The sequence below is a fragment of the Paracoccus sp. 08 genome (assembly GCF_024105395.1).
In the GTDB taxonomy this organism is placed as follows: domain Bacteria; phylum Pseudomonadota; class Alphaproteobacteria; order Rhodobacterales; family Rhodobacteraceae; genus Paracoccus; species Paracoccus marcusii.
Map to the genome: position 1 here is coordinate 43,105 of NZ_WEKR01000017.1, position 26,179 is coordinate 69,283.

Below are 26,179 nucleotides of genomic sequence, written 5' to 3' on the forward strand. Positions count from 1 at the left end.
GCCCGCGATGCGCGGGCCGCGGCGCAACAATGGAACGCATACCGAAGGCATTCGGAAATATTGTTGCCATCCATGCTTTGTGCTGCTATGCAGCATGAGGCATGGATCATGGCATTCCGGATGAGCAGCAAGATGTTGGACAATCTTCCACGCGGAACCATCGTCATCGAGGATCTGGAGATCGGCATGGTCCGGCACCTGCAAAAGCAGGTGACCGATCGCGACATCGAGCTGTTCGCCGAGGTGTCGACCGACCGGAACCCGGTCCATCTGGACGACGCTTATGCGCAGGATACGATCTTTGAAGGCCGGATCGCCCACGGCATGCTGACCGCGGGACTGATTTCTGCGGTGATCGGCGAACAGCTGCCCGGTCACGGTACCGTCTATCTGGGCCAGACGCTGAAGTTCATGGCCCCCGTGCGTCCCGGCGACATGGTTCGCGCCGAGGTCGAGGTTCAGGCCATCGACCATGCGAAACGGCGGGTCACGCTTGCAACCCGCTGCCTCGTCGGCGATACGGTCGTCTTGAAAGGCGAGGCGGTCGTGCTGGCCCCAAGCCGCAAGTTCGACTGAGGGGTGCGTGGCGCCCTGTTGGGGGCGCATTGCAGATCCATCGCGACTGGACCGGGCTGAAGGCCGAGGCACGCGGCGCATCGGTTGCCATGGGCAATTTCGATGGCGTCCACAAGGGTCACCGCGCGGTCATCGACGCCGCCCGCGCCGCCAGCGACGCGCCCTTGGGCATCCTGACCTTCGAGCCGCACCCGCGGGAGTATTTCGCCCCCGATGCGCCGCCCTTTCGCCTCATGAACTCCGAGGCACGGGCCAACCGCCTGTCCCGCCTTGGTGTTCAGCACCTCTACGAACTGCCCTTTGGCCCGGTGCTGGCGGGCCTGACCCCGCAGGCCTTCGCGCAGGAGGTCCTGGCCGACGGGCTGGGCATCGCGCATGTCACCGTGGGTGCGGATTTCTGTTTCGGCAAGAACCGCGCGGGTACGGCGCAGACGCTGCAGGATCTGGGCCGGACATACGGCTTCGGCGTGACCATCGTGCCGCTGATCGGCGCGGGAGAGGCCGAATACAGCTCGACCGCGATCCGCACGGCGCTGGCGCAGGGACTGACCCACGAGGCCGAGCGCATGCTGGGCCATTGGCACCGCATCGAGGGTGAGGTCATCCACGGCGAAAAGCGGGGCCGGGAACTGGGCTGGCCCACCGCGAACTTGGCGATGGACGGGCTGCACCTGCCGCGCCTTGGCGTCTATGCGGTGTTGGTCGACATCCTGACCGGCCCGGACCGCGGCCCGTGCAAGGGCGTCGCCTCGCTTGGGGTGCGGCCGATGTTCGGGGTGAACACCCCGAATCTTGAGGTGAACCTGTTCGATTTTTCGGGCGATCTGTACGGACAGCACCTGTCGGTCGCCCTGGTCGACTTCCTGCGCGACGAGGCCAGGTTCGACAGCCTGCAGGCGCTGATCGACCAGATGGAGCAGGACGGCGCGCAGGCCCGCGCCCTGCTGTCGGGCCGCTGATGCGCGAGCGTTTCTGGGAACTGCCGCTGCCCCGCCTGGCCCCCGACGAGTGGGAGGCGCTGTGCGACGGCTGCGGCAAGTGCTGCCTGAACAAGATCGAGTTCGAGGACACGAACGAGCTGGCCTTCACGCGCGTCGCCTGCAAGCTGCTGGACGGGGATGCCTGCCGGTGCAGCAGCTACCCGAACCGCCACGACTATGTCCCGGACTGCGTCGTGCTGACCCCCGCCAAGATCAAGGAGGTCGCCTGGTGGCTGCCCGTCACCTGCGCCTATCGCCTGCGCCATGAGGGGCGGCCGCTGTATGACTGGCACCACCTGATCTCGGGCTCGACCGAGACGGTGCACGAAGCAGGCGTCAGCGTCCGTGGCTGGACCGTCAGCGAGCTGTCGGTCACCGAGGACGATTGGGAGGACCACATCATCGAGGATCTGTCATGAATTTCGCCTCGGACAATTCGTATGCTGCGCATCCCGCCGTCCTGACCGCGATGGCCGACGCCAATTCCGGCGCCGTCATGGGCTATGGCGCCGACCCGGTCACCGCGCGGGCCGAGGCCGCGATCCGCGAACTGCTGGAGGCACCCGAGGCCGTCGTCCGCTTTGTCGCCACCGGGACGGCGGCGAATGCGCTTGTCTGTGCGCAGCTGTCGCCGTCCTTCGGGCGCATCTACTGCCACGACGACGCGCATATCGAGACCAGTGAATGTGCCGCGCCCGAGTTCTTCTCTCACGGGGCAAAGCTGGTGACCCTGCCGGGCGAGGGCGGTCGGATCGATGCGGCCACCTTGGCGCAGACGCTGCAGGTCGGTGCCGGGGTGGGCCTGAACGGCGGGCGCAGCGCGCTGGTGTCGATCACGAATGCCACCGAATGGGGCACGGTTTATGACCCGGACCAGGTCGCGGCGCTGGCCTCCGTCGCCCATGCGGCGGGATTGCCGCTGCACATGGAGGGTTCGATTACCGTCGCAAGCAGTCCGGCCACGTGATGTCCAAGAACCGCTATCTTGCAGCGCAGATGCTGGCCCTGGCGACCGATGGATTGTGGCTGGACCTCGCGCATCGCGCGAACACCAAGGCGCAGGTCCTGGGACAGGCGGTCGTCGATGGCGGGGGTCGGCTGTTGCAGCCGGTCCAGTCGAACGGCGTCTTTGCCGCGATCCCGAAGGCGGCCCATGACCGGGCGCAGGCGGCTGGCGTGCTGTATCACCTGTGGCCCGACAAGACGGTGCAGGGTGCCGACCCCGTGCCGCTGCGCCTGGTCACCGCGTGGGATACGCCCGATGCGGACGTCGCGGCGATGTCCGCGATCCTGCGCGGCTAGTTTCGCAGCGCGTCCAGCAACAGTTGCAGCGCATGTTCGATGGTTGCCGCACGCACGCGGTGACGGCCGATCGCACCGAATTCGACGGTTTGGGTGAAGGTGCCAAAGGGCTGGCTGATGCCAAAGCAGACCCGCCCTTCGGGCTTGTGCTCGGATCCGCCGGGGCCCGCGATGCCGGTGACCGAGACGGCGATCCCGGCATCGGACTGGCGTAGCGCACCCTGGGCCATCTCGGCCGCGACCTGTTCGCTGACCGCGCCATGCGTATCCAGGGTTTCGGCCCGCACGCCCAGCATCTGCATCTTGGCCGCGTTCGAATAGGTGACAAAGCCCCGGTCGAATCCGTCGGACGATCCCGGAACCTCTGTCAGGGCGCCGGCGATCAGGCCGCCGGTGCAGCTTTCGGCCGTCGCGATCATCACGCGCCGGGCGCGGGCGGCGTCAAGGACCTGCGCCGCCTGGCTCACATCAGCACCGTATGGGCAAAGGCCGCGGCGGCCATCGTGGCCAGCGCCGCAAAGATCCCCGCCCACAGATCGTCCAGCATCACGCCGGCACTGTCATGGCGGCGATCGGCGCGGCCGACCAGCCATGGCTTCCAGATGTCGAACAGCCGGAAGAACAGGAAGGCCGCGACCCAACCCGGATAGGGAAAGCTGTCGGCGGGCAGCCCCGCGTGCCAGAACCCGAAGGACGGCGCCATCAGCGCCAGCCACTGGCCAGCGACCTCGTCGATGACGATCTCGCTGCGATCGGGGTCGTCCATGCCGACGGTGTAGCGCGGCACGACCCAGAACCCCAGCAGGATCACCAGCCCCGKGGCCAGCGCCAGAAGCGGGAAATGCCCGATGCGGTGCAGGATCAACCCCATCGCAACGGCGACCGCCGACCCCCAGGTGCCGGGGGCGGGGCGAAGCAGGCCTGCGCCGAACCAGGTGGCCAGCATGCGATCCATGGTCATTCCTTGATCAGGGTGGCGGTCGCGATGGCGGCGATCCCCTCGCGTCGGCCGGTAAAGCCAAGGCGTTCGGACGTAGTGGCCTTGACGCTGATGCGCGCTTCCTCAACGCCCATGATTTCGGACAGGCGGTGGGCCATCGCCAGCGCATGGGGCCCGATCTTGGGCGCCTCGCAGATCAGAGTCACGTCTGCATTGCCGATGCGGAACCCCTTGTCGCGGGCCATGCTGGCCGCATGGGCCAGAAAGATCGCGCTGTCGGCACCCTTCCATTGCGGGTCCGAGGGCGGAAAATGCCGCCCGATGTCGCCCTGCGCCAAGGCGCCATAGATGGCGTCGGTCAGCGCGTGCATGCCAACATCGGCATCGGAATGGCCCAGCAGGCCCGCGTCATGCGGCACCTGCACGCCGCACAGGGTGACGTGGTCCCCGGGTCCAAAGGCGTGCACGTCGTAGCCATTGCCAAGGCGGATATCCATGTCGGTCCCCAGAATGCGTTCGGCCCGCGCGAAATCGGCGGGAAAGGTGATCTTCAGATTGTCTTCCGAACCTTGGGTGATGGCAACCTCCATCCCCGCGGCAAGTGCCAGCTGGACGTCGTCGGCCGCATCCCCCGGATGATCGCGATGCGCCTGCAGGATCCTGTCCAGAACGAAACCCTGCGGCGTCTGCGCCCGGAACAGCCCGTCACGCGGCGCGATGGCCGCGACACGCGCGCCGTCCCCCCGCCACAGCGCGTCCGACACGGGCAACGCGGGTGCGGCGGCGTCCGCGCCCTCTTGCAGCGCCCGGATCACGTCGTCGATGACCGATGGTGCGACCAGCGGGCGTGCCCCGTCATGGATCAGGACATGACTGGCTTGGCCCTGCAGGGCGGTCAGGCCGGCGCGGACACTGGCGGCGCGGGTCTCGGCGCCCGCGACGATGGTGATGCCGCCAGCATATCGGGCGATGGCCTGCCCCATGTCATCGGGGTGAACGACCAGAACGATCCGTTCAAAGCCCGCAAAGGCCGCCAGGGTTCGGTCCAGGACAGGACGCCCGGCAAGATCGCGCCACTGCTTGGGCAGGCCGTCCCCGGCCCGCGTGCCCCGTCCCGCCGCCGTGATCAGCGCGGCAAAGCCCGCAGGCGCGCGGATCATGCGTGATCGGGCATGTCGCCCTGGATCGCAGCCGCAAAGGCCGTCCGATACAGGCTCGACAGTTCGGCCAGCGGCGCACTGTCGTCGCCCAAGGTCACGCTGTCGCCGCCAAAGCGGCCAACGGTGGCGATGGGGACGCCTGCGGCCTGGGCCGCGGCGGTCAGGGCGCCTGCGGCGTCGGGGCGGCAGGCGACAAGATAGCGGGCCTGATCCTCGCCGAACAGTTGGGCGATGTCACCGCTGTCCAGCGTGACGCCCAGGCCCGCGGCCTCGGCCATCTCGAAGGCGGCAAGCGCCAGGCCGCCGTCCGACAGGTCGGTCGCCGATGCCAGGTGGCCCCGGTTGGCGCGCAGGAATTCGCCGTTGCGGCGTTCGTCGTCCAGATCGACATGCGGCGCGTCGCCGGATTCGATGCGGAACGCCTCCCACGCCAGGGCCGACTGTTCAAGGTGGCCGCGCGTGGCACCGATCACCAGGGCCAGGTCACCCTGCGCGGGCAGGCCCGCGATCAGATCGTCCAGATCGGCGATCAGGCCGACGCCGCCGATGGTCGGCGTCGGCAGGATGCCCTTGCCGTCGGTTTCGTTGTAAAGCGACACGTTGCCCGACACGATGGGAAAGTCCAGTGCGCGGCAGGCCTCTCCGATGCCCTTGATGGCACCGACCAGCTGGCCCATGATCTCGGGCTTTTCGGGGTTGCCGAAGTTCAGGTTGTCGGTCGTGGCCAGGGGCAGGGCGCCCACCGCGGTCAGGTTGCGATAGGCCTCGGCCACGGCCTGCTTGCCGCCCTCGAACGGGTTCGCCTTGACATATCGCGGGGTGACGTCGCTGGTGAAGGCCAGCGCCTTGCGGGTCCCGTGCACGCGAACGACGCCCGCGCCCATTCCGGGACGGCGGATCGTGTCGGCCCCGACCTGCGTGTCGTACTGTTCCCAGACCCAAGCACGGTGCGCGTGGTTCGCGCTGCCGACAAGCGCGCGCAGGCCGGCGATGGGCGCGATCGGGGGCAGGGCCGGCGCGGGCGTGGCCGCAGGCGTCTCGACCCAGGGGCGGTCATATTCCGGCGCGCTGGAGGACAGCTTGGACAGCGGCAGGTCGGCCATGACCACGTCGCGATGGACGATCAGGAAGCGATCTTCGGCGATGGTCTCTCCGACGATGGCGAAGTCCAGGTCCCATTTCTGGAAGATCGCCCGTGCCTCGGCCTCCTTCTCGGGCTTCAGCACCATCAGCATCCGCTCTTGGGATTCCGACAGCATCATCTCATAGGCGGTCATATTGGTTTCGCGTTGGGGCACGCTGTCCAGGATCAGCTTGATCCCCAGGCCGCCCTTGTCGCCCATCTCGACCGCCGAACAGGTCAGGCCCGCGGCCCCCATGTCCTGGATCGAGATCACCGACCCCGACGCCATCAGCTCAAGGCACGCCTCCAGCAGGCATTTCTCGGTAAACGGATCGCCGACCTGCACGGTGGGACGCTTGTCCTCGATCGTGTCATCGAACTCGGCGCTGGCCATGGTCGCGCCGCCGACGCCGTCGCGCCCGGTCTTGGCGCCCAGATAGACGACGGGCATGCCCACGCCCGAGGCCGCCGAATAGAAGATCTTGTCGGCATCGGCCAGGCCCGCCGCAAAGGCGTTGACCAGGCAGTTGCCGTCATAGCTCGGGTGGAAACGAACCTCTCCGCCGACGTTCGGCACGCCGAAGGCGTTGCCATAGGCGCCGATCCCCTCGACCACGCCCTTGACCAGATGCGGGGTCTTGGGGTGATCGGTGCGCCCGAAGGACAACGCGTCCATCGCCGCGATCGGGCGCGCGCCCATGGTGAAGACGTCACGCAGGATGCCGCCCACGCCGGTCGCGGCCCCCTGATGGGGTTCGATATAGCTGGGATGGTTGTGGCTCTCCATCTTGAAGACCACCGCCTGACCGTCGCCGATATCGACCACGCCCGCGTTCTCTCCGGGACCGCAGATCACCTGGGGGCCGTCGACGGGCAGGGTACGCAGCCATTTCTTGGACGACTTGTAGGAACAGTGCTCGTTCCACATGGCGCTGAAGATGCCCAGTTCGGTGAAGGTCGGTTCGCGCCCGATGATCTGCAGGATGCTGGCATACTCGTCCGGCTTCAGCCCATGGGCCGCAATCAGTTCCGGGGTAAGCTGTGGTTCCTGCATGACACGACCCTTCCTGCGCATGAAATCACGCGTCTTCTAGGCGCTGGCGGCGTCCATGGAAAGGCCGCAGAACCCGGGCGCGGGACAAAAAAAAGCCGGGCACAAGGCCCGGCCTAAGTCCAACAGGGAGGTAGAAGGTGATGAGCGATTACGCTGATCATCGCCTTCTAAGCCCGATCTATGTGCAGTCTGTGAACTCTTCAAGACAAATGGCGCTGCAGCTGCAGCATAGCCGCCATGCGCTGGCGTAATGGCTGCACGCTGCGCGTGCATTATCCCGGTTTTGCCTACGGTTTGGGCAGGTCAGACCTGCCCGGCCTCGCTTTGATGGCGCCGATAGGCCTGGATCTCTTCCAGGACAAAGTCGCGGAACACCGCGACGCGGCGCGTCTGGCGCATTTCCTCGGGATAGGCAAGGAAGACCGGCACCTCTCCCGACTCGGTGTCCGGGAACACGCGGATCAGGTTCGGGTGGTCGGCGGTCAGATAGTCGGGCAGGACGCCGATGCCCAGATTGGCCAGCACTGCCTGCAGCACGCCGAAATAGTTGTTCACCGTCAGGGTCGATCCGACGTTCTGGGACATCAGCTCCTGCACTAGGCGCGCGCCGGCCGCCACCTGAGGCTGGTCGGGTTTCTGGCAGATCAGACGGTGATTGGACAGGTCGGCCAGCGATTCCGGCGCGCCATGCGCCGCGATGTAATCCGGGCTGGCGTACAGGCGCATCCGGATGTTCAGCAGCCGGCGGCGGATCAGGTCGGACTGGCTCGGCTCCTTCATGCGGATGGCCACGTCGGCCTCGCGCATGGGCAGGTCAAGGACGCGCTCCTCCAGCAGCAGGTCGATGCGCAGGTCAGGATACTTTTCGTACAGCTTGACCAGGCGGGGTGCCAGCCACAGCGTGCCAAAGCCCACGGTGGCCGTCACCTTGAGTTCGCCGAAGACGTTTTCCTCGCTGTCGCGGATGCGGGCCGAGGCGCTGTCCAGCTTGCGCGACATGGACGAGGTCGCCTCGAACAGCAGCTCTCCCTGTTCGGTCAGAATCAACCCCCGCGCGTGCCGGTGGAACAGCGTCGTGCCAAGCGACTCCTCCAGCGCGCGGATCTGGCGGCTGACCGCCGATTGCGACAGGTGCAGCACGTCGCCCGCATGCGTCAGGCTGCCGGCATCGGCCACAGCGTGAAATATTCTAAGCTTGTCCCAGTCCATCCCTGTTATAATCCTGTCATGACAGCCATGCGATTTTTGCAGACCTAACCTTCCCCTGCGATTCCGGCAAGGTCACGTCAAGGAAAGAATTTCCGCTTCGTTGGTCAGCATTTCTGACCTATAATGACCGCGGAGGCCTTTGGTCATGGGAGGAGAGGGTGATGAGCAAGCAGGAATTTTCGCTAGCCGATCGGTTCGATCTGTCGAAACGTCACGTGTTGTTGAACGGGACGCAGGCACTTGTTCGGCTGATGCTGATGCAATCAGCACGCGACAAAGCCGCGGGGCTTGATACGGCGGGACTGGTCACCGGGTATCGCGGCTCTCCCCTGGGCAGTGTCGATCTGCAGATGACGCGCGAGGCCAAGCGCCTGGCGGCGGCGCAGGTCCTGTTCCAGCCCGGTCTGAACGAGGATCTGGCCGCAACCGCCATCTGGGGCAGCCAGCAGGCCGAACTGCGCGGCGAGGGGCGTCACGACGGAGTGTTTGCGCTGTGGTACGGCAAGGGTCCGGGGGTGGACCGGTCGGGCGACGTCATGCGCCACGGCAACATGGCCGGATCGTCGCGCCACGGCGGCGTCGTAATGGCGATGGGCGACGATCACACGGGCGAAAGCTCGACCGTGCTGCACCAGTCGGACTGGGCGATGATCGACGCCTATATCCCCGTGCTGTCGCCTGCCGGGGTGCAGGAGATCCTGGATTACGGCCTGTATGGGTTCGCGCTGTCGCGCTATGCAGGGGTTTGGACGGGTCTGAAGACGATGAAGGACACGGTCGAGGCGACATCGGTGGTCGACGGCGATCCGCATCGAATGGCGTTCACCCTTCCGGATCGCATGCTGCCCGAGGGGGGGCTGAACATTCGCCTTGGCGACACGCCCGTCGCACAGGAAGCCCGGATGATCGACCACAAGCGGTGGGCGGCCGAGGCGTTCAGCCGTGCGAACCGCATCGACCGCAAGGTCTGGGGCAAGTCCGGCGCGCGGATCGGCTTTGTCGCCGCGGGCAAGAACTGGCTGGATCTGGTCCACGCCCTGTCCCTGCTGGGCATCGACGAGGCCGAGGCCGAGCGGTTAGGCCTGACCACCTACAAGGTCGGGCAGACATGGCCCATGGACATGAAGTCGATCCAGGAATGGTCCGAGAGCCTGGAACTGATCATCTGCGTCGAGGAGAAGCGCAAGCTGATCGAGGTGCAGCTGAAGGAGGCGATCTTTGACAACCGCCATGGGCGTCGCGTCCACGGCTGGAAGCACGACCGCACCGGAGAGGAGCTGTTCCCGACCCGCTATGCGCTGGACCCTGTGATGATTGCCCAGAAGATCGGCGGCATCCTGATCGAGGAGGGTCGCGGCACCGAGCGTCTGCGCGCCGGGCTGGAGCGGCTGAACGAGGTGCGCCGCAACGACAACGCCCCCGAGATTGCGACCAGAACCCCTTGGTTCTGTTCGGGTTGTCCGCATAACAGCTCGACCAGGCTGCCCGAAGGCAGCCGCGCCTATGCCGGGATCGGTTGCCATTACATGGTGCAGTGGATGGGCCGTGAGACCGAGGGTTTCACCCATATGGGCGGCGAGGGTGCGAATTGGATCGGAGAGGCGCCGTTCAGCAAAAGAGGCCATGTTTTTCAAAACCTTGGCGACGGAACCTATAATCATTCCGGGTCTTTGGCGATCCGCGCGGCCTTGGCTGCGGGGACCAACATCACCTACAAGATCCTGTACAACGATGCCGTCGCCATGACCGGCGGACAGCCGAACGAGGGCGGCCTGACCGCCCCGCAGATCGCCCGCGAACTGGTGGCGATGGGCGTCGGCACGGTCGTCGTGGTTCACGACGAAAAGGAGGACGTCGACCAGGCGCAGTTCCCCAAGGGCCTGCGGTTCGAGGAACGTGCGCAGATGATGGCCGTCCAGCGCGATCTGGAAAAGGTCGCGGGCGTCAGCGCCATCCTGTACGTCCAGACCTGCGCGGCCGAGAAGCGCAGGCGGCGCAAGAAGGGACAGTTCCCCGACCCGGACCGCCGGATCTTCATCAATCCCGACGTCTGCGAGGGCTGCGGGGATTGTTCGGTCCAGTCGAACTGCGTCTCGATCGTGCCGTTGGACACGGAACTGGGCCGCAAGCGGCAGATCGACCAGTCGAGCTGCAACAAGGATTACAGCTGCGTCAACGGGTTCTGCCCCAGCTTCGTGTCGGTCAAGGGCGGCAACCTGCGCAAGCCCAAGGCCGAGGCGTTCGACCTGCCCGATCTGCCGCAGCCCATGCTGCCCACGATCAACGGGACGCATAACGTCGTCATCACGGGCGTCGGCGGCACCGGTGTCGTGACAATCGGCGCCGTGCTGGCGCAGGCCGCCCACATGGACGGCAAAGGCGCCGGCATGATGGAGATGGCGGGCCTGGCGCAGAAGGGCGGCGCGGTGCATATCCACCTGCGCCTGGCTGAACGCCCCGCCGACATCAGCGCGATCCGCGTTGCCGTGGGCGAGGCGGACTGTGTCATCGGCGGCGATCTGGTGGTGACGGCGGGGGCCAAGACCGTGGGCCTGATGACCCAGGGCCGCACCGGCGCGGTCGTGAACGACCACGAGATCATCACCGGCGACTTTACCCGGTTCCGCGATTTCCAGGTACCGTCGGACCGGCTGCGCCTGTCGCTGCAGGCCCGTTTGGGCGACCGGGTGGCGTTCTTCGATGCGAACGATCTGGCGCTGCGGCTGCTGGGGGATTCGATCTATTCGAACATGCTGGTGCTGGGTGCGTGCTGGCAGCGTGGACTGATCCCGTTGTCGCTGGAGGCGATCATGGAGGCGATCCGCCTGAACGGCGCGCAGGTCGACGCCAACCAGCGGGCATTCCAGATCGGCCGTTGGGCGGTTGTCTATCCCGAACAGATGCGCAAGCCCGCCGAGGTCACGCAGTTGCCGGTCGATCCCGTAGCCTATCGCGCTGAACGGTTGGTCGGCTATCAGAACAAGCGGCTTGCCGCCCGGTACCGCAAGCTGGTCGATGCCGCGCCCGCACAGCTTCGCGACAGCGTCGCAAGAAGCTATTACAAGCTGTTGGCGTATAAGGATGAATACGAGGTTGCACGGTTGCATCTGACCACCGCCGAACAGGTTGCGGCGCGGTGGGAGGGGGACGTGACCCTGTCCCTTCATCTGGCGCCGCCGATGCTGACCGGCAAGGACGCGAATGGCCGCCCCAGAAAGCGGGAGTTCGGTCCGTGGATGCTGCGCGCGTTTCGGGTTCTAGCCGGAATGAAGGGGCTGCGGGGGACGCCGCTGGACCCCTTCGGCTACAGCGCCGAACGCAGGCGCGAGCGGGCGATGATTCGCGAATACGAGACTGACATGACCCGCGTCTTCGCCTCGGTCACGGATGCGATGATGCCGGTGGCGATTGAACTGGCGGAACTGCCCCTGGGCGTACGCGGCTTTGGTCCCGTCAAGGACAAGGCCGCGGATCTTGCCGCGACCCGGCGGGCCGAGCTGCTGGCGCAGCTGCAGGCGGGGCACCCACCCATCCGTGAAGCGGCGGAATGATCCAGGTCATTTCCAAAAGCGGCGTGTCGCCCTATGAAGGGCGGCACGCGACGCGGGAGGTTCTGGGATGGCGATTGGGGTGTTCGATTCGGGTCTGGGCGGGCTGACGGTCCATCAGGCCATTGCCGCGCGCCTGCCTGACCTGCCGCTGGTCTATCTGGGCGACAACGCCCATGCGCCCTATGGGGTGCGCACCGCCGACGACATTTTCGATCTGACCTGCAAGGGCGTCGAGCGCCTGTGGGACGAGGGCTGCGATCTGGTGATCCTGGCCTGCAACACCGCCAGTGCCGCTGCGCTGAAGCGGATGCAGGAAACCTGCCTGCCGGCGGACAAGCGCGTCCTGGGCGTGTTCGTCCCCATGATCGAGGCGCTGACCGAACGGGCCTGGGGCGATAATTCGCCGCCGCGCCGGGTGGCGGTCAACAACGTCGCGCTGTTTGCCACACCCGCGACCGTCGCCAGCCGCGCGTTCCAGCGCGAACTGGCGTTCCGCGCGGTGGGCGTCGATGTCGAGGCCCAGCCCTGCGCCGGCGTGGTCGATGCGATCGAGATGGGCGACGAGCAGCTGGCGGAGGCCCTGGTCACCAGCCATGTCGAGGCGCTGAAGCGCCGTATGCCGTACCCCGAGGCCGCGGTCCTTGGCTGCACCCATTACCCGCTGATGCAGGACGCGTTCCAGCGCGCCCTGGGGCCGCAGGTCAAGGTCTTCAGCCAGGCGGGGCTGGTCGCCGAAAGCCTGGCCGACTATCTGACGCGCAGGCCCGAATTCGTTGGGTCGGGCACGACGTCGATGTATCTGACGACCGGCGATCCGGTGCGGGTGGGCGGCAAGGCCACGCAGTTCCTGCGCCGCGCCATCAGCTTTGATCCCGCCTGAGGAGGACCCATGGCCGGCATGAAATCCCTGAAGAAGCAGCGCCGCGTCCAGGTTCTGGCGGCGGCAAGCCTGGCCCTGGTCGTGGCGGTGGGGCTGATCGGATACGGCTTCAGCGACGGCATCAACCTCTATCGCTCTCCCAGCCAGGTGGCCGAGACGGCGCCCGAGCCCGACGAGTTCTTTCAGCTGGGCGGGCTGGTCAAGGACGGATCCATCGTCAATGGCACCGGCATGGCGTTCGATTTCGTGATCACCGACGGCGCGGTCGAGATCCCGGTGACCTATGTCGGCAACGACCCTCGCCCGGACCTGTTCAGCGAAGGGCAGGGCACCATCGCCAAGGGTCACTACCGCGACGGCCGGTTCGAGGCGCGCGACCTGCTGGCCAAGCATGACGAGACCTATATGCCCCGCGAGGTGGTGGATACGCTGAAGGCGACCGGCGTCTATCAGGAACCCGGCACCTGAGGCAACGCGCGCAGGGTTAACGACAGGTTAACCGCATCGCCCCAGCATCCCCCGATGCGGCCCCGATCCGGGGTGCGCGTCAGACATGGGGGTGTCATGCCAAGCGTCGAACAGATTGCCCGTCAGATCGTTGCCCGCGAAGGCGGGTACGTGAACGACCCCGACGATCCGGGCGGGGCCACCAACTTTGGCGTCACCATCGGCACGATGCAGTCCCTGGGGATGGACCTGAACCGCGATGGCCGCATCGACGCCGCCGATGTGCGCGCCCTGACGCGGGCGCAGGCCGAACAGATCTTCGTCGAGCATTATTTTCGCAAGCCACGCCTTGCCGAACTGCCCGAACCGCTGCAGGCCAGCGTCTTTGACATGTATGTCAACGCAGGCGGGAATGCGGTAAAGATCCTGCAGCGCCTGGTCAGCCGGATGGGCTTTCGCACCGCCGATGACGGGGTCGTCGGGCCGATGACCATCGCGGCCGTGGCCGACGCGGCCGAGGCCGCGCCGGATCATCTGGTTGACGCCTATGGGATCGCGCGGCGCAACTATTACTATGCGCTGGCCGATCAGCGCCCGGCCAGCCGCAAGTACGCGCGCAGCAAGGCGGGCGGCAAGGGCGGCTGGATCACCCGCGCCGAGGAGTTCATGGCCCCCCGCTATCGCCTCAGCGAGGCTGAGCACCGCCAGAGGACATCCGCATGGGCCTGATCGACCGATTCATCGGGATCGCCCCGACCGTCACCGCCCTGGGCAGCGCCGCGACCGGCATGGCCGAGGTCTTTACCCAGAACGCGACCCGCCGGATGGAACTGGACGAGGAGGCCTATGCCCGCGCCATCGCCCAGCACGGCCAGGAATTCGCGGTGCCGCGCCAGGGCTGGTTCGACGGGTTCGTGAACGGACTGAACCGCCTGCCGCGTCCGCTGCTGGCTTTGGGGACGATGGCGCTGTTCATCTATGCGATGGTCGAGCCGATCGGATTCGGCATCCGCATGGAGGGGCTGCAGCGCGTTCCCGAACCCCTGTGGTGGCTACTGGGCGCCATCGTGGGGTTCTATTTCGGCGCGCGCGAGGCGCATCATTTCCGCCACCGCGTCTGGCCCGCCCCCGTGACCGAGGAGACGACCATCGTCCCCGGCACCGTCACAACGCCAGTCGCCATTCCCGCGGACGACTTTGCCGACAATGCGGCCCTGCGCGACTGGCTGACGACCCTGCGCGAATAGGCCGCAAGGCCCGCACGCAAAACTGAGCGACCGGGACCAAGGGGGGGCTTTTCCCCCCTTGGCCGCATCCCTATGCTGTCGGGAAACAAAGGATGCCCGCAGATGATCGCTGAACTTGGCCATTTCGCCCTGATCCTGGCCTTCATGGTCGCGATCTATCAGATGACCGTGCCGATGATCGGCGCCGCAAAGGGATGGCACGGCTGGATGGACAGCGCCCGGCCGGCGGCCATGGCCCAGTTGCTGCTGATGGTCATCAGCTTCGGCGCGCTGACAATTGCCTTCGTCACGTCCGACTTCTCGGTCCTGCTGGTCTACGAGAACTCGCACACGCTCAAGCCGATGCTCTACAAGATCAGCGGGGTCTGGGGCAACCACGAGGGCTCGATGCTGCTGTGGGTGTTGATCCTGGCGCTGTTCGGCGCGGCGGCGGCGCTGTTCGGGGGCAACCTGCCGCCCAGCCTGCGGGCACGGGTGCTGGGGGTTCAGGCATCGGTCAGCGTGGCGTTTTATGCATTCATCATCTTTACGTCGAACCCGTTCTGGCGCATGGGCAATCCGCCTTTCGACGGGCGCGACCTGAACCCGCTGCTGCAGGACCCAGGTTTGGCTTTCCACCCGCCGTTCCTGTATCTGGGTTATGTCGGCCTTTCGATGGCCTTCAGCTTTGCCGTCGCCGCCCTGATAGAGGGTCGCGTGGATGCGGCCTGGGCGCGTTGGGTCCGTCCCTGGACCCTGGCTGCCTGGGTGTTTCTGACCATTGGCATCGCGCTTGGCTCCTGGTGGGCCTATTACGAGCTGGGCTGGGGCGGCTTCTGGTTCTGGGATCCGGTCGAGAACGCCAGCTTCATGCCCTGGCTGCTGGCCGCCGCCCTGCTGCATTCCGCCATCGTCGTCGAAAAGCGAGAGGCGTTGAAAAGCTGGACGATCCTTTTGGCGATCATGGCGTTCGGGTTCTCGCTGATCGGCACGTTCATCGTCCGATCGGGTGTCATCACCTCTGTCCACAGCTTCGCAAACGACCCGGAACGGGGGGTGTTCATCCTGGCGATCCTTGCGGTGTTCATCGGCGGCGCCCTGACGCTGTTCGCGGCCCGCGCGTCCGAGATGACCGCCAAGGGCGTATTCGCCCCCCTGTCGCGCGAGGGCGCGCTGGTGCTGAACAACGTGCTGTTGGCCGTGTCGGCCTTTGTCGTGTTCATCGGCACGATCTGGCCGCTGGTGGCCGAGATGGTCTGGGGGCGGGTGCTTTCCGTGGGCCCGCCCTTCTTCAACCAGGCCTTTACCCCGTTCATGATCGTGCTGGCGATCGCCCTGCCCATCGGGTCGCTAATGCCGTGGAAACGTGCGACGCTGGCCCGCAGCCTGCGCCCGCTGCGCGGGCCGCTGATCCTTTCGGCGGCGATCATGATGCTGGTCTTTGCGGTGTCGACCGGCCATTCTGCGCTTGCCGTGATCGGGGCGGGGCTGGGATCCTGGCTGATCTTCGGCGCGCTGGCCGATCTGTGGCTGCGGACCGGCAGTTCCGGTGCGTCGCGCCTGTTGCGCCTGCCGCGTGCCGATTGGGGCAAGGCGGTCGCGCATTCCGGGCTGGGCGTCACCTTCGTGGCCGTGTCCCTGATCCAGGCCTGGCAGGTCGAGGATGTGCGCGTGGCCCAGATCGACCAGCCTTTCACGGTCGGCAGCTATGACCTGGTCCTGCGCGACGTACGCCGGGCGGACGGACCCAACTATCTGGCCCAGAAGGCCGTGATCGAGGCCAGCCGCGACGGCAGTCCGGTCGCGACCCTCTCTCCGGAAAAGCGTGTCTATCCCGTTCAGGGAATGCCCACGACCGAGGCCGCGATCAATTACGGCTTCTGGCGCGATCTGTACGTTGTTCTGGGCGATGAACAGCCCGGCGGCGGATGGGCGGTGCGGACCTATATCAAGCCCTTTGCCAACTGGATCTGGGCGGGCTGTCTGATGATGGCCATCGGCGGGCTGATCAGCCTGACCGACCGGCGCTATCGCGTGGCGGCGGGTGCGGCCCGGCAGGCGCGCCCCGGCGCGGTCCCCGCGGAATGAGGACGAGGTCCTTCCCGACGCCGCGATGGAGGCACGCGCCCGCGAGATTTCGCAACAGTTGCGTTGCCCCGTCTGCCAGGGAGAGAACATCGACGAATCCAACGCGCCGATCAGCCGCGACCTGCGGCTCTACGTGCGCGAGCGATTGCTGGAGGGCGACAGCAACGACCAGGTGATCGACGCGGTCGCCGACCGCTTTGGCGAATTCGTGCTGTTCAATCCGCGGCCCGATGGGGCGAACATGATCCTGTGGCTGGCCGCGCCCCTGATGGCGCTGGTCGCATTGCTGACCGCGGCCGGTTTCCTACGCGCCCGCAACCGCCCGGCGCCCGAGGTCGAGGCCCTGGACCCCGACGAACGTCGGCGCCTGGCCGAGATCATGCGCGATCCCTGACGCCGGGTCGCGCTTTCACCGCCCGCGAATTTCGGCATGATCCCCGGAAACGGGAGGATGACATGAACTTCGAGACCATTCAGTTCGCGACAGCCGACGGCGTCGCCACGCTGACGCTGAACCGCCCCGCGGTGATGAATGCGCTGAACACCCGCATGCGGGCCGAGATCACACAGGTGCTGACGACGCTGTCGCCCGATGTGCGCGCCGTGGTGATGACCGGGGCAGGACGGGGGTTCTGTTCCGGGCAGGACCTGACCGACGCGGGTGCCGCCGCCAATCTGGAGCGCACCCTGCGCGAGGAATACGAGCCGATGCTAGCTGCGGTCACCACCTGTCCCGTGCCGGTCATCGCCGCAGTGAACGGCGTGGCGGCCGGGGCCGGGGCGAACCTGGCGCTGGCCGCCGACGTGGTGATCGCCGCGGAAAGCGCCAGCTTCATCCAGGCCTTCACCCGGATCGGGCTGATCCCGGATGCGGGCGGGACCTGGATCATCCCGCGGGCGGTCGGCATGGCGCGCGCGATGGGGATGATGCTGTTCGCCGAACCCGTGTCCGCGCGGCAGGCGGCGGACTGGGGGATGATCTGGCAGGCGCTGCCCGATGCCGATTTCGCCGCAGGGGTCGCGGCCCGGGCGCAGGCGCTGGCCAAGGGGCCGACCGGCGCGTTTCTGGCCATCAGGCAGGCACTGACGGCCTCGTTCGGGAACGACATGCAGGCGCAACTGGCGCTGGAGGCACGTCTGCAGGGGCAGGCCGGACGCAGTGCCGATTTCGCCGAAGGGGTGACGGCGTTCCTGGAAAAGCGGCCGGCGGTCTTTACCGGCCGCTAGGCGATCTGGCGAAAGACCGGCGCGGGCCCGCGATTGTCGAAGAAGGGCACTGTGTCGGGCGCGGCCAGCGGTTGGTCATGCGGCAGGTCGCGGATCAGCGCCGTCAGTTCGGCCAGCACGACCTCGGTGATGAAGGGCAGGTCCAGCGCGCCTGCCTGATCCAGCGGCACCCAGTGCAGATGGGACAGCTCGTCGCAGGCGGCGCCGAAATCATCGGGGTCGCCGGCGATGTCGGCCGCATCCGCGACGAAGAAATGCGCATCGAACCGGCGCGGTCGCCCCGGTGGCGTGATCGCCCGGAACAGATAGATCAGCGGACCCGCATCGGGGGTCAGACCTGCCTTGGCATGACCGGGCCAGCCGCAGGGTGCGCCCCCCGGACGGCCGATCAGCAGGCCGGTTTCTTCGGCCAGTTCGCGCAGGGCCGCGGCAGCGATGGCGTCGGGGGACAGGCCATCCTCCTGCAGCAGGCGCGCGCGGCAGGTCGGGCCAAGGGGACGGGCCAAGGCAACCTGCGCGTCCTCGGGGTCGACGGCCCCGCCGGGAAAGACGAATTTCGACGGCATGAAGGCCGCGCCGGCGCCGCGCATGCCCATCAGGATCGACGCACCGCCCGCGTCGCGGCGCACGACCAGGACGGTTGCAGCATCGCGGATCGCGACGCTCATGCCCGGCCGAACCCGTGCATGCGCCGTGCCCACTGCAACCCGACCATGGCGCCCTTGATCACCGGCAGCATCGCCAGCGACAGCACGATCGCCCCTAGGCCAAAGGACAGGATCATCGTCATGGCACTGGGGCGCCACGCGATGAAGGATGCCAGCAACAATGGCGCACCCAGATGCGAGACAATCAGGATGGTCAGGTAGGCCGGGCCGTCGTCGGCCCGCTGGTGGTGCAGATCCTCGTGGCAATGGGGACAGGCATCCGTCACCTTGAGGTAGCTGGAGAACATCCGACCCTCTCCGCAGGCCGGGCAGCGGCCCCGCGCGCCACGCAGCATGGCCTGGCCCGTCGGGCGTTCGGGGGTCAGCGATGGGGTGATCTTGGCAGCATCTGTCATGACGGAGTCCTCTGCGGGCTTGGACCAAATCTAGGCGGCGGGGCGGCACATTGGAAGTCCCTCCTATGCCGCACGTTCCGCGCGTGAACAGACGACTTGGTTGCGCCCCGCAGCCTTGGCGGCCAGCAGCGCCCGGTCCGCACGCTCAAGCGCCACGCGCGCCAGCTGATCCGGCCAGATGTCGTCCGCGGGCGCGACCATGGCGACCCCGACCGACGCCGTCACCCGGATCGCGCCGCCGCCGGACAGGCCCGGCAGGCGTACGGGCCGCGCCTGTACGGCCAGCCGCAGCGCCTCGGCAATGCGGGCCGCGCGCACCGGGGGACAGTTGCCCTGCACAGCCAGGAACTCCTCTCCACCCATGCGGGCCGTCATGCCGTCCACGCCAATGGTATCGCGCAGACGCTGCGCGACCTCGGCCAGGACAGCATCGCCGGCGGTGTGACCATGGCAGTCATTCACCGCCTTGAAATGGTCCAGGTCGATCGCAAAGACCGCGAAGCCCTGATGCGCCAGCATCGCGTCGCGCGCGATATCGGCCAGCTTGGGCAGGGCATAGCGGCGGTTGTACAGCCCGGTCAGCGGGTCGGTCATCGCCCACAGCATATGGCGCTGAACCTCGGCCCGACGCTGGTCGCTCTTGGATTTACGCGACAGCAGCATCTGCAGCGACACCGCCGCGGCCTCGGCTGTCGCAGCGGTGCACAGCGCGTCCGGCATCACGTCACCCGCCCCAAGATCCAGCGCGATGGCCGACAGCTCGGCCCGGTCAGGCCCGATGGCGATAACGAAGCCCGCATCCCGCGACCCTTGGCGCGACCGCAGTTCGGACAGCAGGCGCAGCCCGTCGCCACGCTCGCGGATATCTGCCGAGATCAGGTACAAGTCCGCCGTCCGCCCTGCGGATGCGGCGCCCAGCGCTTCGTCAGGATCGCGGATCTCGAACCTGCAGGGCATACGTTCGGACAGCATCTGCCGCCAGCGCCGCGCACGGGTCTGGCTGTCCGCGATGAGCACGATCAATGGACGATCGGCATGGATGAAACCGGCCGGTGCCTCGGCCATGCCCATCCGGCTGGCCTGCGGGGCATCCGACTGGCGCAGAATGTTGCGGATCCGAGCCATCAGCATCTGGTCGTCGACGTCGGGTTCAAGCGTCGCGGTTGCCCCCGCCTGCAGCGCGGCCAGCCGCTGTTCGGGCCGGACCAGCATCAGCACCGGGATATCCGCCAGCCGCGGATCGCGCGACAGCCGCCCGCAGATGTCGATGGCTGATCCGTCGGGGAAATTTCCCAAGATGATCAGGTCAGGCAGGGCCGCGTCCAGTTCCTGCATCAGCTGCGCAGCCGACGCGACCGCGGCCACGTCATAGCGCACGGCGGACAGCCGGACCTTCAACGTGATCCGCGCCGTCGCTATGCCATCTGCAACCATGATACGTGCCGTCATCGATCTATCCAGAAATCCGACATCTTCATTTCAATTTCACCTAAAATGCTTAACAAAGAGTTTCTGGTGCAGGCCAGCTCACGAAATTGCGATACGGATGGAAAAATGGCGTATTCGGCCCAGCAGGCCGCCGATCTGGCGACGCAGACGCTGATCCTGTTGGCCGATCGGCCGCAGGATCTGGCGCAGTTCATGGAGGCCGCCGGCCTGCAGCCCGCCGATATCCGCAATTTCGCCAGCCGTCCCGACATCGCCCTGTTCCTGCTTGATTTCCTAGTCGAGGACGATGACCGCCTGTGCAGCTTTGCCGACAGCCTTGGCGTGCGTCCGGGCGACATCATGACGGCTCGCACGGCCCTGTCGGGGCCGGGCAGCTATGGCTGGGAGGCCGACTAGACCTTTTTCCATCGGCGCTTTCCGATTTGTTTACGCCCTGCCGCTAGTTTCGGTTCGAATCGAGGTGGGCATGAAAAGTCTGATCAATCGCGCGATCGAAGAATTCCTCCGCGCCACGTATGGTGAAGACCTGGTCCAGTCCGTCGCCGACGAGGAGGCCGTGGCCGTCGGTCGACTGGCGCCGCTTGGTGCCGGGTTCGGGACGGGTGCGCTGGAACGCGCCGCGTTCCGCCTGTCGAAACCGCTGCCCGAGATGTTCGAGGATCTGGGCGGATGGATGACGCGCATCGAGCCTGTGCGGCGCCTGCTGCGGTTTTCGGGCCGCGACTTCAAGGATTTCCTGCTGCGTCTTGAGGAGCTTCCAGGTCGCGCACATCTTGTCCTGCCCGACCTGGATGTCCCGCGCCTGCAGGTCGAAGCGGAGGATCAGTCCGTCTGGCTGGTCATGCTGGAACCCGACCCGGTGTGGCAGCATCTTCTGGTCGGGCTGATCCGCGGCATGGCTGACGATTACGGCGCGCTGTGCCTCATCTCGGTCGAGGGGCTGTCCATCCGTATCGACATCTGGGACGAACAGTTCTTCGAGGGCCGCATCTTCAGCCTGCAGGGGGCGCAGCTGAGCGGCGCGGTGTCGTCGTGACGGGCCCGACCATGTCCGCGCAGGCGCTTGGGCAGCTGCTGCCCATGCACCTGTGGCTGTCGGCCTGCGGCAAGGTCCTGTCGGTCGGGCCGACGCTGTCCAAGCTGATCCCAGACCTGGCAGACGGGCTGGCGGACCGGTTGGTCAGCGGGCGCGCGGGGCAGGGGCCCTGTCCGCTGCAGGCGATCCGCACCGCAGTCGAACACCGCCGCCGCCTGTTCCTGCGCGTGGTCCAGTCGCGCGACCTGGTGTTGCGCGGCCATGGCGTGCAGGTCGATGATGGGACGCTGCTGGTCAATCTGGGTTTCGGGATCGGCCTTCATCGTGCGATTCGTGCTGCGGGGCTGACGGATGACGACTTTGCGCCCTCAGAACTGGCAATGGAACTGCTGTTCCTGCACGAGGCCAACCGCGGCGTCCTGACCGAACTGTCGCGCTTCAACACCCAACTGGCACAATCGCGGGAACTGGCCCTTCTGCAGGCGCAGACCGATCCGCTGACCGGCCTGCAGAATCGCCGCGGGCTGGAGATCGCGCTGTCCCTATCGCTGCGCACGGCCGACTTCGCGGACGAGGTCGCGCATCCCTTTGCCATCGCGCATCTGGATCTGGACCATTTCAAGCAGGTCAACGACCAGCTGGGGCACCAGGCGGGGGACGACCTGCTGCGGTCGGTCGGTGCGGTCCTGCGCAGCCATATCCGCAAGGCCGACACGGCGGCGCGGATCGGGGGTGACGAATTCGTCCTGATCCTGCGGGGCATGACATCGCGGGCCGCCCTGCAGCAGCTTGCCGACCGGATCATCGTGGCGATCCGGGCGCTGTCGCCGCCGGAACTGACCGATCTGCAGGTTTCGGCCAGCCTGGGCATCCTGGTCTGGCATCCCGGCGGTCCGGACCAGCCGGAGCAGGTCCTAGCGATGGCGGACAAGGCCCTCTACCTGTCCAAGGGGGCGGGGCGCGGGCGGGCGACGATCATTTAGTGTTAACCGACATCCCATCGTCTGTTTCCTGGGCATTCTCCAAATTTTTCGTGCGCTAACATGACTTGTGTCGCCCTGCCGACAGTTCCGAAATGAACTGTCCAATAGACCGGTGATGCGGGTCGAGAGTGTGGTACCTCGTGGACTGTAACCAGTGATGGCACACTTGATCCGCCACCGCCGCGTGCGGGGACCTTGGTTGACCTGACGAAAACCTCTGTTCCTGCGCGGTCATGTCGATATACTTGGTCCTGCATCGATAATCGGGCAGGGGACATGCAGGCAGTTACCCCACGGACGAATTCGGCGAAGGGCAGGGCACCTGTCCAGATCCCCGACCTGCTGTCGATCCTGACGCGCCTGAAGCCCGCACTGATCGCCGATCTGGACAAGCCGCAGCTGGCGGCCTTGGTGGCGGAGGCTGCCCTTGTTCATATCCGTCGCCCAAGGGACATCCTGCGCCAAGGCGAGCCTGCCGACTGGATCTATCTGATCATCAAGGGCCGGATCGAGGTCAACTATCTGGATATCAACGGAAATCGCGTGATGGCCCATCTTGCCGTTCCCGGTGAGGTGCTGGGAGAGGTCGAGCAGTTTTCCGGCCGGACCTGCGCGGCAAGCTGCACCACGCTGCCGGACACGACGGTGATGCTGCTGGATGCGGCGATGATCCTGCGGCACGTTCCGGCCGACCTGCTGATGCGCAACTTTGCCAAGATCTTTCACGACCGCCTGACGCGGGACAACCGCCAGCACTCGGTCGCGATGTTCTATGCCGCCGAAGATCGCATCCGGATCAACCTGTTGACCATGACCAGCGCCGAATCTCCGCAGATCCAGCTGAGCCAGACCGATCTGGCGGCGATCGCCGGATGCTCGCGCCAGACGGTCAACAAGACGCTGTCGCAACTGCGCGCCGAAGGCATCGTCGAGATGGGGCGCGGAGAGATCCGGGTCCTGGACCGCGCCCGGCTCAAGTCCGCACGCCCCGGCTGCGACCAGGTCCTGCCCGACGAGGGGTTCGCCCGCATCCCCGATGCCGCCATGCCCATCGTGGTCATGCCGAAAGCGTGACCGGCAATCGGCCGCAAGGGGCTGAGAATGCGGGCAATCTGCGGTTATCTGGGGCCAGTCCCTCAGCGCCACCCGGAGACCGCATGGCCCACGACCCCAACGCCGCCCCCGTCCCAGACCGCAGCCATGACCGCGTCGGCGACCGCTATGCCCGAGAGTTGGAGCGGCACCTGGACTGGCTGGACAGTTTCACCTCGACCGCGCTTGGGGTGCTGTCGGCCGCATCGGGCATCTATACCTATCTTGGGGTGCGGACGCTGCTGGACGATCCGGGCTTGTGGACGACCTTCGCGGCGCTGGCCTATTCCATCGCGGTGTCGGTGGGCATCTTCGTCTTCTGGTCCTACATGCTGCGGCTGTTGCCGGCGGTCCGCTCGGCCGCATCGCGGGTCGGCCTTCTGCTGACGATGGCGCTTGGATCGGTGGCGATCGTCGCGATGTCGTCCTGGCTGAACGCCGCCGCGCTGGCAGGGACGGCCGCGGTCGAGACACACATGGCGGCCACCGTGCAGACCTATCAGACCTCGCTGGAACGCGCGCATGCGAACGCCGTGGCGGGGCAGGCACTGTCGCGCGACGTGGCCCGGGTGCGGCAAAGCTTTGCGGACCTGTCCGAGCAGGAGGCGGGCGGCACCCTGTCCGGCTTTTCCGGTCGCGGCGCGGTCTTTCGGGTGCTGACCCAGAAGGGCGCCGAACTGCAGGCGCTGGAGGACCAGCTGCTGGCTGCCGAAGCCCCCATCGAGGAGACCTTCGCGCAGGGGAACACCATTCTTTCCCGGATGCGCGGCACCTCGGTCGAGCCGGGACCGTTGGAGGATCGCACGGTCCGCTTTTCCGAAGACGCCGTCCAGCTGGCTGGTCTGATCACGCAGCTGCGCCAGCTGAACCCGGCGCCGCTAGTCGGACGCGCCGCGCAGGACCTGGCCGATGCGGTCGTGCTGCCCGAACTGGACGGCAGCACCGAGGCCACGCGCGCGGGCCAGTCCAGCACCATCACCTCTGTCCTGTCGCTGGTCGAACAGCGCGCCACCACCCTGGCGCAGGCCGCGACCGAGGTGATGTCCCTGCCGCAGGTGGACGAGGCCCTCTATACGCCCATGTCGGCCGCGGACGCGGTCATCGCCTATGCCGGCAACTTCGTTCCCGCATGGGCGGGCGCCATCGCCATCGACCTGCTGCCCGCGGTGCTGGTCTTCATCATCATGGTCGTGCAGGCCGCGATCCGATCCGGCCGCGGAGAGGGGCACAGCGACGAACGCATGACGGTCGGAGAGCTGCGTGCGGCGCTTGCGGCCTCTGACCTGCTGCGTCAGATCGATGCCGCACCGCCGCCCGCCGCCGACACTCCGCGGCGCGAGGGCTAGCCGATGGGGCTGTTCTCCTCCCCGCACAAGGTGGTGCGGGCCGTGTTGGTGTCGCAGGTGCTGCTGGCGGGCGCCATCGTCGGCCTGGACCTGATGCGCGCACCGGGATCGGCCGCGCCGGGGTTGTACGCCCCGCCCGCACAGGGGCCAAGCGTGCGCCCCTATCGCCCCGACCTGCGCCCGTCGGACCCGTCGCAGCCGGGCGGTCCCGCCATGCGCGCCATGCCAGAGGCGCTGGAATTCGATCAGGCCGATGACGCGATCACCATCGCGGGCCAGATCGCGCCGGGCGATGCGGACCGCTTTGTCGCCTGGCTGGACCGGACACGCCCGACGGCGACACAGGTGACGCTGGACAGTTCGGGCGGATCGGTGTCCGACGCGCTGGCCATCGGGCGCACAATCCGCGCGGCGGGCTATGCGACCCGCGTGGGCGACGGGGCGGTCTGCCTGTCGGCCTGCCCCTATATCCTGGCGGGCGGCGCCACGCGGCAGGTGGCAGCAGGCGGCGTGGTGGGGGTCCACCAGCATTATTTCGGCCAAAACACGATCCTGCCCGCCTTCATGGCGGTCAGCGACCTGCAGCGCGCGCAGGCGGGGGTGATGGATTACCTGGTGCAGATGGGGGTCGATCTGCGGCTGATGACCTATGCCCTGCGCACCCCTCCGGCCGAGATCAACGTGCTGGAACCGGAGCTGATGGCGGAACTGGGCCTGACCACGCCGGCCGAAGGGTGAACGATCGATCGGTGGTGGTGCGGGTAGAGGGACTTGAACCCCCACGCCTTGCGGCGCCAGAACCTAAATCTGGTGCGTCTGCCAATTTCGCCATACCCGCGCTGTCCGCGATCTAGCAAATGGCTGCGGGCAGTGCGAGGGGAAAAATCACCCGTCCCATTCGGCGATGACGGGGGCCAGCCCGTCGATCAGATCGTCCGCGATCAGCCCCGGCCCATGCCGACGCGCGACCGCCCCGTGCAGGCGTACCCCAAGGCAGGCCGCGTCGAATGCCGGCAGGCCGCGCGCCAGCAGGCCGGTGATGATCCCCGCCAGAACATCCCCCGATCCGGCGGTGGCAAGCCAGGGAATTTGCGGGTCTGAATGGATCGCGACCCGTCCTTGCGGGTCGGCGATGACCGTGTCCGGCCCCTTCAACACGATCACCGCGCCGATGCGCCGCGCCGCCTCGCGCAGGATCGCGGGTTTGGGGCGGGAGGGTGCGTCGGTGGACAGCTGGTCGGCAAGATCGGGGAACAGCCGGGCGAATTCGCCGCCATGCGGGGTCAGCACGCAATCCGGTGGCAGGGCGCCCGGTGCCTTGGCCAACCCGGTCAGCGCATCCGCGTCCAGGACCGCCGGCCGCGCCGCAGCCCGCACGGCCTCTAGCAGCGCCGCTGCTCGCGTGACGCCGCAGCCCGGACCGATGCACAACGCCATCCCGCGGCGG

28 protein-coding genes and 1 tRNA gene are annotated in these 26,179 nt (G+C 67.0%); 19 read left to right on the forward strand and 10 right to left on the reverse strand.

Going from position 1 to position 26,179, the window contains the following annotated elements; all coding sequences use genetic code 11:
- Positions 1-132: 132 nt before the first annotated feature.
- From GBO37_RS07905 to GBO37_RS07925, 5 genes are read left to right on the forward strand one after another with little or no spacing between them, the layout of a single operon-like run.
- A complete protein-coding gene (locus tag GBO37_RS07905) occupies positions 133-576 on the forward strand; it encodes a MaoC family dehydratase (protein ID WP_127898588.1) in 444 nt (147 codons plus the stop codon).
- 29 nt (positions 577-605) lie between these two features.
- The gene (locus GBO37_RS07910) at positions 606-1,535 is read left to right on the forward strand and encodes a bifunctional riboflavin kinase/FAD synthetase (protein WP_045999121.1); all 930 of its coding nucleotides are present in this window, start codon (positions 606-608) and stop codon (positions 1,533-1,535) included.
- Complete coding sequence (locus GBO37_RS07915) at positions 1,535-1,975, forward strand: YcgN family cysteine cluster protein (RefSeq protein WP_045984124.1); 441 nt, start codon at positions 1,535-1,537, stop codon at positions 1,973-1,975. The genes GBO37_RS07910 and GBO37_RS07915 overlap by 1 nt, the downstream gene beginning before the upstream one ends.
- Positions 1,972-2,523 carry a low specificity L-threonine aldolase gene (locus GBO37_RS07920; protein WP_252928283.1) on the forward strand — a complete coding sequence of 184 codons (552 nt, stop codon included), beginning with the start codon at positions 1,972-1,974 and terminating at the stop codon, positions 2,521-2,523. Before GBO37_RS07915 ends, GBO37_RS07920 begins: the two co-directional genes overlap by 4 nt.
- Positions 2,523-2,858: a hypothetical protein gene (locus GBO37_RS07925; RefSeq protein ID WP_252928285.1), complete on the forward strand. Its 336-nt coding sequence runs from the start codon at positions 2,523-2,525 to the stop codon at positions 2,856-2,858. The genes GBO37_RS07920 and GBO37_RS07925 overlap by 1 nt, the downstream gene beginning before the upstream one ends.
- Here GBO37_RS07925 and GBO37_RS07930 read toward each other — a convergent pair.
- The 5 genes from GBO37_RS07930 to GBO37_RS07950 all read right to left on the reverse strand — a co-directional run bounded on the left by GBO37_RS07930 (position 2,855) and on the right by GBO37_RS07950 (position 8,344).
- Positions 2,855-3,325 carry a CinA family protein gene (locus GBO37_RS07930; protein WP_139599035.1) on the reverse strand — a complete coding sequence of 157 codons (471 nt, stop codon included), beginning with the start codon at positions 3,323-3,325 and terminating at the stop codon, positions 2,855-2,857. The two genes, GBO37_RS07925 and GBO37_RS07930, sit on opposite strands and share 4 nt — an antisense overlap.
- Positions 3,322-3,819 (reverse strand): phosphatidylglycerophosphatase A, encoded by a 498-nt coding sequence (locus GBO37_RS07935; protein ID WP_252928286.1) that lies wholly within the window; start codon positions 3,817-3,819, stop codon positions 3,322-3,324. The genes GBO37_RS07930 and GBO37_RS07935 overlap by 4 nt, the downstream gene beginning before the upstream one ends.
- A complete protein-coding gene (locus tag GBO37_RS07940) occupies positions 3,816-4,958 on the reverse strand; it encodes a bifunctional 2-C-methyl-D-erythritol 4-phosphate cytidylyltransferase/2-C-methyl-D-erythritol 2,4-cyclodiphosphate synthase (RefSeq protein WP_252928288.1) in 1,143 nt (380 codons plus the stop codon). Before GBO37_RS07940 ends, GBO37_RS07935 begins: the two co-directional genes overlap by 4 nt.
- On the reverse strand, positions 4,955-7,135 hold the full coding sequence (purL, locus tag GBO37_RS07945) for a phosphoribosylformylglycinamidine synthase subunit PurL (RefSeq protein WP_252928290.1): 2,181 nt from the start codon (positions 7,133-7,135) through the stop codon (positions 4,955-4,957). Before purL ends, GBO37_RS07940 begins: the two co-directional genes overlap by 4 nt.
- A 303-nt stretch (positions 7,136-7,438) precedes the next feature.
- On the reverse strand, positions 7,439-8,344 hold the full coding sequence (locus GBO37_RS07950; RefSeq protein WP_045999125.1) for a LysR family transcriptional regulator: 906 nt from the start codon (positions 8,342-8,344) through the stop codon (positions 7,439-7,441).
- Between the two features lie 161 nt (positions 8,345-8,505).
- Here GBO37_RS07950 and GBO37_RS07955 point away from each other — a divergent pair, with 161 nt between their 5' ends.
- From GBO37_RS07955 to GBO37_RS07990, 8 genes are all read left to right on the forward strand, one after another.
- A complete protein-coding gene (locus GBO37_RS07955; protein WP_252928292.1) occupies positions 8,506-11,895 on the forward strand; it encodes an indolepyruvate ferredoxin oxidoreductase family protein in 3,390 nt (1,129 codons plus the stop codon).
- Between the two features lie 67 nt (positions 11,896-11,962).
- Entirely contained in the window at positions 11,963-12,775 is an 813-nt protein-coding gene (locus tag GBO37_RS07960) for a glutamate racemase (RefSeq protein ID WP_252928293.1), read from the forward strand.
- Positions 12,776-12,793: 18 nt separating this feature from the next.
- A complete protein-coding gene (gene ccmE / locus GBO37_RS07965; RefSeq protein WP_045999619.1) occupies positions 12,794-13,243 on the forward strand; it encodes a cytochrome c maturation protein CcmE in 450 nt (149 codons plus the stop codon).
- Between the two features lie 96 nt (positions 13,244-13,339).
- Positions 13,340-13,951 (forward strand): holin-associated N-acetylmuramidase, encoded by a 612-nt coding sequence (locus GBO37_RS07970; RefSeq protein WP_127898579.1) that lies wholly within the window; start codon positions 13,340-13,342, stop codon positions 13,949-13,951.
- Positions 13,942-14,469, forward strand: coding sequence for a holin family protein (locus GBO37_RS07975; protein WP_045984010.1), 528 nt, complete (start codon positions 13,942-13,944; stop codon positions 14,467-14,469). The genes GBO37_RS07970 and GBO37_RS07975 overlap by 10 nt, the downstream gene beginning before the upstream one ends.
- Positions 14,470-14,571: 102 nt before the next feature.
- Positions 14,572-16,536, forward strand: a complete 1,965-nt coding sequence (locus tag GBO37_RS07980; RefSeq protein WP_252928294.1) for a heme lyase CcmF/NrfE family subunit — start codon at positions 14,572-14,574, stop codon at positions 16,534-16,536.
- A 25-nt stretch (positions 16,537-16,561) separates the two neighbouring features.
- A complete protein-coding gene (locus tag GBO37_RS07985; protein WP_252928295.1) occupies positions 16,562-16,930 on the forward strand; it encodes a cytochrome c-type biogenesis protein in 369 nt (122 codons plus the stop codon).
- 62 nt (positions 16,931-16,992) lie between these two features.
- Positions 16,993-17,763: an enoyl-CoA hydratase-related protein gene (locus GBO37_RS07990; RefSeq protein ID WP_252928296.1), complete on the forward strand. Its 771-nt coding sequence runs from the start codon at positions 16,993-16,995 to the stop codon at positions 17,761-17,763.
- Here the strand turns inward: GBO37_RS07990 and GBO37_RS07995 are convergent.
- From GBO37_RS07995 to GBO37_RS08005, 3 genes are all read right to left on the reverse strand, one after another.
- The gene (locus tag GBO37_RS07995) at positions 17,760-18,431 is read right to left on the reverse strand and encodes a DNA mismatch repair protein MutT (protein ID WP_252928297.1); all 672 of its coding nucleotides are present in this window, start codon (positions 18,429-18,431) and stop codon (positions 17,760-17,762) included. The two genes, GBO37_RS07990 and GBO37_RS07995, sit on opposite strands and share 4 nt — an antisense overlap.
- A complete protein-coding gene (locus GBO37_RS08000; protein WP_252928298.1) occupies positions 18,428-18,826 on the reverse strand; it encodes a DUF983 domain-containing protein in 399 nt (132 codons plus the stop codon). Before GBO37_RS08000 ends, GBO37_RS07995 begins: the two co-directional genes overlap by 4 nt.
- 63 nt (positions 18,827-18,889) lie before the next feature.
- Positions 18,890-20,275, reverse strand: a complete 1,386-nt coding sequence (locus GBO37_RS08005; protein WP_252928299.1) for a diguanylate cyclase — start codon at positions 20,273-20,275, stop codon at positions 18,890-18,892.
- Positions 20,276-20,380: 105 nt separating this feature from the next.
- Here GBO37_RS08005 and GBO37_RS08010 point away from each other — a divergent pair, with 105 nt between their 5' ends.
- The 6 genes from GBO37_RS08010 to GBO37_RS08035 all read left to right on the forward strand — a co-directional run bounded on the left by GBO37_RS08010 (position 20,381) and on the right by GBO37_RS08035 (position 25,470).
- The gene (locus GBO37_RS08010) at positions 20,381-20,671 is read left to right on the forward strand and encodes a DUF3572 family protein (protein ID WP_045999135.1); all 291 of its coding nucleotides are present in this window, start codon (positions 20,381-20,383) and stop codon (positions 20,669-20,671) included.
- Positions 20,672-20,741: 70 nt separating this feature from the next.
- Complete coding sequence (locus GBO37_RS08015; protein ID WP_148912240.1) at positions 20,742-21,311, forward strand: heme NO-binding protein; 570 nt, start codon at positions 20,742-20,744, stop codon at positions 21,309-21,311.
- On the forward strand, positions 21,308-22,294 hold the full coding sequence (locus GBO37_RS21605) for a GGDEF domain-containing protein (protein ID WP_139086263.1): 987 nt from the start codon (positions 21,308-21,310) through the stop codon (positions 22,292-22,294). Before GBO37_RS08015 ends, GBO37_RS21605 begins: the two co-directional genes overlap by 4 nt.
- Positions 22,295-22,570: 276 nt before the next feature.
- Positions 22,571-23,368 (forward strand): Crp/Fnr family transcriptional regulator, encoded by a 798-nt coding sequence (locus GBO37_RS08025; RefSeq protein ID WP_052715088.1) that lies wholly within the window; start codon positions 22,571-22,573, stop codon positions 23,366-23,368.
- A gap of 83 nt (positions 23,369-23,451) precedes the next feature.
- A complete protein-coding gene (locus tag GBO37_RS08030) occupies positions 23,452-24,732 on the forward strand; it encodes a hypothetical protein (protein WP_148912237.1) in 1,281 nt (426 codons plus the stop codon).
- A gap of 3 nt (positions 24,733-24,735) precedes the next feature.
- Positions 24,736-25,470 carry a hypothetical protein gene (locus GBO37_RS08035; RefSeq protein WP_252928300.1) on the forward strand — a complete coding sequence of 245 codons (735 nt, stop codon included), beginning with the start codon at positions 24,736-24,738 and terminating at the stop codon, positions 25,468-25,470.
- Positions 25,471-25,485: 15 nt separating this feature from the next.
- On the opposite strand, the gene GBO37_RS08040 is transcribed toward GBO37_RS08035, so the two are convergent.
- Positions 25,486-25,570: transfer RNA gene (locus GBO37_RS08040), tRNA-Leu, on the reverse strand.
- A gap of 47 nt (positions 25,571-25,617) precedes the next feature.
- A partial coding sequence (locus GBO37_RS08045; protein WP_252928302.1) for an ADP/ATP-dependent (S)-NAD(P)H-hydrate dehydratase occupies positions 25,618-26,179 on the reverse strand: 562 nt, incomplete at its 5' end.

Excerpts from the sequence above, each read along its gene's own strand:
- GBO37_RS07905 (WP_127898588.1), top strand. The coding sequence starts at position 133 with ATGTTGGACAATCTTCCACGCGGAACCATCGTCATCGAGGATCTGGAG.
- GBO37_RS07915 (WP_045984124.1), top strand. The coding sequence starts at position 1,535 with ATGCGCGAGCGTTTCTGGGAACTGCCGCTGCCCCGCCTGGCCCCCGAC.
- GBO37_RS07920 (WP_252928283.1), top strand. The coding sequence starts at position 1,972 with ATGAATTTCGCCTCGGACAATTCGTATGCTGCGCATCCCGCCGTCCTG.
- GBO37_RS07925 (WP_252928285.1), top strand. The coding sequence starts at position 2,523 with ATGTCCAAGAACCGCTATCTTGCAGCGCAGATGCTGGCCCTGGCGACC.
- GBO37_RS07940 (WP_252928288.1), bottom strand. The coding sequence starts at position 4,958 with ATGATCCGCGCGCCTGCGGGCTTTGCCGCGCTGATCACGGCGGCGGGA.
- purL (WP_252928290.1), bottom strand. The coding sequence starts at position 7,135 with ATGCAGGAACCACAGCTTACCCCGGAACTGATTGCGGCCCATGGGCTG.
- GBO37_RS07950 (WP_045999125.1), bottom strand. The coding sequence starts at position 8,344 with ATGGACTGGGACAAGCTTAGAATATTTCACGCTGTGGCCGATGCCGGC.
- GBO37_RS07955 (WP_252928292.1), top strand. The coding sequence starts at position 8,506 with ATGAGCAAGCAGGAATTTTCGCTAGCCGATCGGTTCGATCTGTCGAAA.
- GBO37_RS07960 (WP_252928293.1), top strand. The coding sequence starts at position 11,963 with ATGGCGATTGGGGTGTTCGATTCGGGTCTGGGCGGGCTGACGGTCCAT.
- ccmE (WP_045999619.1), top strand. The coding sequence starts at position 12,794 with ATGAAATCCCTGAAGAAGCAGCGCCGCGTCCAGGTTCTGGCGGCGGCA.
- GBO37_RS07970 (WP_127898579.1), top strand. The coding sequence starts at position 13,340 with ATGCCAAGCGTCGAACAGATTGCCCGTCAGATCGTTGCCCGCGAAGGC.
- GBO37_RS07975 (WP_045984010.1), top strand. The coding sequence starts at position 13,942 with ATGGGCCTGATCGACCGATTCATCGGGATCGCCCCGACCGTCACCGCC.
- GBO37_RS07980 (WP_252928294.1), top strand. The coding sequence starts at position 14,572 with ATGATCGCTGAACTTGGCCATTTCGCCCTGATCCTGGCCTTCATGGTC.
- GBO37_RS07985 (WP_252928295.1), top strand. The coding sequence starts at position 16,562 with ATGGAGGCACGCGCCCGCGAGATTTCGCAACAGTTGCGTTGCCCCGTC.
- GBO37_RS07990 (WP_252928296.1), top strand. The coding sequence starts at position 16,993 with ATGAACTTCGAGACCATTCAGTTCGCGACAGCCGACGGCGTCGCCACG.
- GBO37_RS07995 (WP_252928297.1), bottom strand. The coding sequence starts at position 18,431 with ATGAGCGTCGCGATCCGCGATGCTGCAACCGTCCTGGTCGTGCGCCGC.
- GBO37_RS08000 (WP_252928298.1), bottom strand. The coding sequence starts at position 18,826 with ATGACAGATGCTGCCAAGATCACCCCATCGCTGACCCCCGAACGCCCG.
- GBO37_RS08005 (WP_252928299.1), bottom strand. The coding sequence starts at position 20,275 with ATGACGGCACGTATCATGGTTGCAGATGGCATAGCGACGGCGCGGATC.
- GBO37_RS08010 (WP_045999135.1), top strand. The coding sequence starts at position 20,381 with ATGGCGTATTCGGCCCAGCAGGCCGCCGATCTGGCGACGCAGACGCTG.
- GBO37_RS08015 (WP_148912240.1), top strand. The coding sequence starts at position 20,742 with ATGAAAAGTCTGATCAATCGCGCGATCGAAGAATTCCTCCGCGCCACG.
- GBO37_RS08025 (WP_052715088.1), top strand. The coding sequence starts at position 22,571 with ATGCAGGCAGTTACCCCACGGACGAATTCGGCGAAGGGCAGGGCACCT.
- GBO37_RS08030 (WP_148912237.1), top strand. The coding sequence starts at position 23,452 with ATGGCCCACGACCCCAACGCCGCCCCCGTCCCAGACCGCAGCCATGAC.
- GBO37_RS08035 (WP_252928300.1), top strand. The coding sequence starts at position 24,736 with ATGGGGCTGTTCTCCTCCCCGCACAAGGTGGTGCGGGCCGTGTTGGTG.